The organism is Streptomyces sp. NPDC059900 (genome assembly GCF_050270335.1).
Classification (GTDB): Bacteria; Actinomycetota; Actinomycetes; order Streptomycetales; family Streptomycetaceae; genus Streptomyces.
Genome location: NZ_JBNNJZ010000578.1, coordinates 1 through 4,912, shown reverse-complemented (window position 1 = coordinate 4,912; position 4,912 = coordinate 1). Strand labels below are relative to the sequence as shown.

The 4,912-nt window shown below is 69.8% G+C and carries 5 protein-coding genes and 1 pseudogene; 5 read left to right on the top strand and 1 reads right to left on the bottom strand.

Annotation, left to right across the window (positions count from 1 at the left end; genetic code table 11):
- Together ACQKIP_RS39525 and ACQKIP_RS39520 are read left to right on the top strand one after the other, a co-directional pair.
- On the top strand, positions 1 to 203 hold a 203-nt coding region (locus ACQKIP_RS39525; protein WP_427745264.1), incomplete at its 5' end, for an allene oxide cyclase barrel-like domain-containing protein.
- Between the two features lie 190 nt (positions 204 to 393).
- The gene (locus tag ACQKIP_RS39520) at positions 394 to 1,275 is read left to right on the top strand and encodes an alpha/beta fold hydrolase (RefSeq protein ID WP_365862085.1); all 882 of its coding nucleotides are present in this window, start codon (positions 394 to 396) and stop codon (positions 1,273 to 1,275) included.
- A gap of 327 nt (positions 1,276 to 1,602) precedes the next feature.
- Here ACQKIP_RS39520 and ACQKIP_RS39515 read toward each other — a convergent pair whose 3' ends face one another.
- Positions 1,603 to 2,187, bottom strand: coding sequence for a TetR/AcrR family transcriptional regulator (locus ACQKIP_RS39515; protein ID WP_365862083.1), 585 nt, complete (start codon positions 2,185 to 2,187; stop codon positions 1,603 to 1,605).
- Between the two features lie 313 nt (positions 2,188 to 2,500).
- Here ACQKIP_RS39515 and ACQKIP_RS39510 point away from each other — a divergent pair, with 313 nt between their 5' ends.
- The 3 genes and pseudogenes from ACQKIP_RS39510 to ACQKIP_RS39500 form a co-directional block, all read left to right on the top strand.
- A complete protein-coding gene (locus ACQKIP_RS39510; protein WP_365862082.1) occupies positions 2,501 to 3,094 on the top strand; it encodes a dihydrofolate reductase family protein in 594 nt (197 codons plus the stop codon).
- Between the two features lie 359 nt (positions 3,095 to 3,453).
- Positions 3,454 to 4,392 (top strand): MerR family transcriptional regulator, encoded by a 939-nt coding sequence (locus tag ACQKIP_RS39505; protein ID WP_365862080.1) that lies wholly within the window; start codon positions 3,454 to 3,456, stop codon positions 4,390 to 4,392.
- Positions 4,393 to 4,587: 195 nt separating this feature from the next.
- Positions 4,588 to 4,912: pseudogene (locus ACQKIP_RS39500) on the top strand (acyl-CoA dehydrogenase family protein); the annotation flags it as partial.

Below are 4,912 nucleotides of genomic sequence, written 5' to 3'. Positions count from 1 at the left end.
GGAAAGTCACGTCGCAGGCCGTGATCACGATCGACCTCGAGCGTGGCTCTTTGACGATGCAGTCGCTGCGGTCACAGGAGGCGAGTTCGCTCGACATGGCCATCACCGGTGGCACGGGCGCTTTCAAGGACGCCCGGGGCAGTGTGCACTACTGGGATGTCAACACGCCCAAGGAGAGGCTGCGCGCCGAGATCCTGCACTGATGAGGGAGGAGTCGCCGCGCCCGCAGCCCATGCCCCGTCAGGTCGACCACTCCCGTGACGGCGTCCGTGATGCCGGGGCGAAACCAGTGGGGGCGGAGCAGCAGCTGTGGAAGAGGCCGCAGGAGAGGCGCAGGTCACGCGCCAGTTTAATGGGTGCGCTCCGTGGCGGGGCCCATGGCAGGATGCACGTATGCCGAGCGTTGTCGTGTCTGCCGGGGTGTCCATCACGTACGAGAGCTTCGGCGACCCCGGGGACCCGCCCGTCCTGCTCGTGATGGGTTTCGGAGCGCAGATGCTTTCCTGGCACGAGGACTTCTGCCGGGCGCTGGCGGGCCGCGGCCGGTACGTGATCCGCTACGACAACCGCGACTGCGGGCTGTCCACCAAGTTCGACGAGCACCCCGTCGACATGGGCAAGTTCATCGCCGCCGTCAGCTCGGGGGACATTCCCACCGCCCTCGCGATGGTTCCCTACCGGCTTGGCGACATGGCCGACGACGGCCTTGGCCTGCTCACCGCCCTCGGCATCGAACGCGCCCACGTGGTCGGCACCTCGATGGGCGGGATGATCGCCCAGACGATGGCCCTCGCCTCCCCGGAGCGGGTGCTGACCTTGACGTCGATGATGTCCTCGACCGGCGAGAGCGAGTACGGCCAGTCCAGCCCGGAGGCCCGGGCGGTGCTGTTCACCCCGAAGCCGGCGGACCGCGAGGGATACGTCGCGGCGGCGGAGAAGGAGCTCGTGTGGGCTTCCAGGCGGTACGGCGACGCCTCGGCGCTGCGTGAGCTGGCTGCGGCAAGCTACGACCGCTCGTACTACCCGGCGGGTATCGGGCGGCAGCTCGGCGCGATGATCCTCAGCGGTTCACGCGCGGACCACCTGCGCGCACTGCGGGTGCCGACGTTGGTGATCCACGGCCTGGATGACACGCTGATCGACCCCAGCGGCGGAAAGCGCACCGCCGAGCTCGTGCCCGGTGCGGAACTCCTGCTCATTCCCGACATGGGTCACGACCGCCCCCGGGAACTCTGGCCGCAGCTCATTGACGCCGTCGTATCTCACACCGGCTGAGCAGGTCACCCGGCCCCGGCGGACCGGCACCGGTGCGCCCCGACGAGGAGCGCGGTCGGCCCTCGTCGAACCCGGCGGGGCACCGGATGAGGTCCGGCCCTCGGCCGTCCGACGTGACCGGGCGGGAGGCCGCCGGCGCGGGAGCGGGGCACTGCCCCGCCGCAGCGGCGTGCGTCTCGCGGCCGGTCGCCGTGCAGAGCGCCCGGCATGCCTCTATTGGTGCCTCCGTTGTCGGAGCGACCCAGGCCCGCGTGGGTGTCTGGGGCCGTCCGCCGGGCCCTCCGCAGTGGGCTCCGGCCGGCGGTTTCGCAGACCGTGTGGCTGGGTTCAGCCATTCGTACCCGGGTCCGTGGCGCGGCGCGCCAGTTCGTCGATGAGTTGGTCGACGGAGTGCGGTGCGAGCAGGTCGGGGACGGTCAGGTCGTCCACGATCAGGCCGGTCATCGCGAGGTACATCAGGATGACGCCGGTGCGGTCGCCCGGCAGGCCGGCGTCCAGATGGAAGTTGATGTTGCCGTCGAGCTGGGCGGTGAAGAACCGGGTCAGCTCGGCGTGCAGTTCGGGGCGGCGGGTGGCCTCCAGGCGCAGCTCCATCAGGGCGAGCCAGCTGCTGCGGTCCGCGCGCATGCGGCCGAGGAGCTGTTTGAGCAGGGTGGCGACCAGCTCGGCGGAGGGCTTTTCGTTCATGGTGTCGGCGAGTTGGGACTCCTCGGGCGTCAGGCGTTCCTGGATGCGCGTCATGACCTGGGCCAGCAACTCGGCGCGGTTGGCGAAGTAGTTGGAGGCAGTGCCCGTGGGGACCTGGGCCCGGGTGTCGACGGCCCGCAGGGTCAGGCCGCGTGAGCCCTCGCGGGCCAGGACCTCGATCGCGCCGTCGAGCAGGGCGGTCCGCCGCGCGGGGTTCTGGCGCATGGCATTTTCCTTCCGGGAATCCGTTGACACCACTGCGGGTGCAGTACTAAGTTCAAACCACTTCAGTCAGAGTACATCAACTGACGTGACGCCGATGCCTCCCGAGGAGCAAGTTGCCCAACCAGCCGAAGTCCCAGCACAGCACCCGATTCCCGGTGCCCGCCAAGCCCCGCTCGCTGCCCCGCCCCCGCCCGCTGCCCAAGCCGGGCACCCGCCGCTGAAAGGCCGCATGGCAGACCCGACCGCGCACTTGACCCCAGACCACCGGCCTGCCGCAGACCATGGCCCCGGATCCGACCACCAGGAGAACCCCGTGCGACAGCTCGTCTACTTCATCGCCGCCAGCCTCGACGGATACATCGCGGGCCCCGACGGCTCCGACCCCACCGCAGGGCCGGGCGCCTTCTGGCCGATCGGGCAGGACTACATCCAGCACCTCGCCGCCCGCTACCCCGAGACCCTGCCGGGCCCGGCGCGAGACGCGCTGGGGATCAGCGGAAACGGTGCGCACTTCGACACCGTCATCGAGGGACGCAGGACCTACCAGAACGGTGTCGACCAGGGAGTCACCGACGCCTGGCCCCACTTGAGGCACCTCGTCTTCTCCCGCTCGCTCACCACGGCCCCCGACCCCGGCGTCGAGCTCGTCGCCGATGACCCCGTGGCCAGGGTGCGCGAGCTCAAGCAGGAGGACGGCAAGGACATCTGGCTGTGCGGCGGCGGCGAGCTGGCCGGAGCGCTCTTCACGGAGATCGACCGACTGGTCGTCAAGCTGGCACCGATGGCGATCGGCTCGGGGACGCCGCTGTTCGGGCACAAGAGACCGTTCGACCCGGCCTACTTCACCCTGGCCGACAGCGCGATCATGGACAGCGGCACCGTCTTCCTCACCTACGCCAGGAAATGAGCACAGCCGGATCCGTGCGAGAGCGCGATACCCGCGGAAGGGGGTGCGGGGTCCGCCTCGCTCTCCCCGGCCAACACGAAGACCTCGTTCGGGTGCGGGCCGTGGACGAGGACGGGGCTGACGGGGCGCCCGTCGATGGTGATGCCGCGGTGTTGGCGAACATCTCGCGGACCGGTATGGCTGCTCACCGGAAGTGGCGCACCGACGCCGGAGGGCGCGGTCATCCGGATCCCGAGCCCGCCGAGACAGGGCAGACTGAACGTTCCTCTGGGCCTGGCGGCCATTGCGCGCCCGGGCGGACGGCGTCTGCCGGAGGACGGACTTGAGTCTCCGGTAGGGGGAGACACGAGAGTGAGGGCATGGACGGCGACACGCTTTACACGATCGGGGCGTTGGCCCGGCGTACCGGGCTGACGGTCAAGGCCATTCGGTTCTACTCCGACACCGGAATCGTGCCGTCGACCGACCGCAGCCCCGCCGGCTACCGGCTCTACGACCTTGATGCGCTCGCGCGTCTGGACCTGGTGCGGACCTTGCGCGAACTGGGACTCGATCTTGCCGTCATCAGGCAGGTGCTGGACCGGGAAATCTCGGTGCCCGAAGTCGCGGCCGCGCATGCCGACGCTCTGGACGTACAGATCCGCACCCTGCGCCTGCGGCGTGCGGTGCTGCGCGCGGTGGCGAAGCGGGGCTCCACCTCGGAGGAAATGGATCTCATGCACAAACTTGCACGACTCTCCGACGAAGAACGCCGGCGCCTCATCCACGATTTCATCGACGACACCTTCGGCGGCCTGGACGCCAACCCCGACTTCGTGGCGATGATGCGCTCGGCCATGCCCGAGCTACCGGAAGACCCCGAGCCCGAGCAGGTCGACGCCTGGGCGGAGCTTGCCGAACTGACCCGGGACCCGGACTTCCGTGCCGCAGTGCGCCAAATGGCCGAGCACCAGGCAGCCGAACGTGCCAGGGGCGACACCACAGGACTGCACCATGACCTCACCGAAGCAGTCCGCGACCAGGTCGGCCACGCCCTCACCGCTGGCATCGCGCCCGCCTCCGCCGAGGCGACACCCGTCGTCGATACCCTCACCGCACGCTACGCCCGGGTCTTCGACCGCGCTGACGACATCGGCCTGCGCCGCTGGCTGCTGGCGCGCCTGGAGATTGCCAACGATCCTCGCGCGGAACGCTATTGGCACCTCCTGTCCGTCATCAACGGTTGGCCCGTCCCGCCGAGCCTGGCACCGGTGTTCACCTGGTTCCTTGCAGCCCTGCGCGCCCGTCTCAAGGAGTAGCCCGCCGACCCCGCGGCCTGAAGACCAGGCCGCGGGGCACTCGACGAGTCGGCCCTCGTCCGAATCGGGCTCCGCGGCGCACCTGCGCGGTCATTACGGGAAGCAAGCGGGGGACCGAACGCCGTTCGGGCGGGCAACCGCGGCCGGCAGGTGAAAGGCCGTCCCGGACAATTACGGCGGCTGACGTATCCGACCGACGAGGCCTTCGGCCGCCGGCTCCTGGAGGACCACGCGCTGCGCTTCCGCCTCGCCGACATGGCCACGGAACTGGCAGCCGCCCGCGCCCTCGTGCTCCAGGCCGCCCGGGCCTTGCACGGGGGCGACCCGCAGGCCCCCCTACCTGTGCGTCATGGCCCAAGCGCTACACGACGGACACCGGTTACTCGGTGGCCGACCCAGCGCTGCAACTCCACGGCGGCTACGGCTACCTGGCCGAGTACGGCATCTAGAAGATCGTCTGCGACCTGCGGGCGCACCAGATCGCGGAAGGAACCAACGAGATCATGCGCGTCGTAGAGGC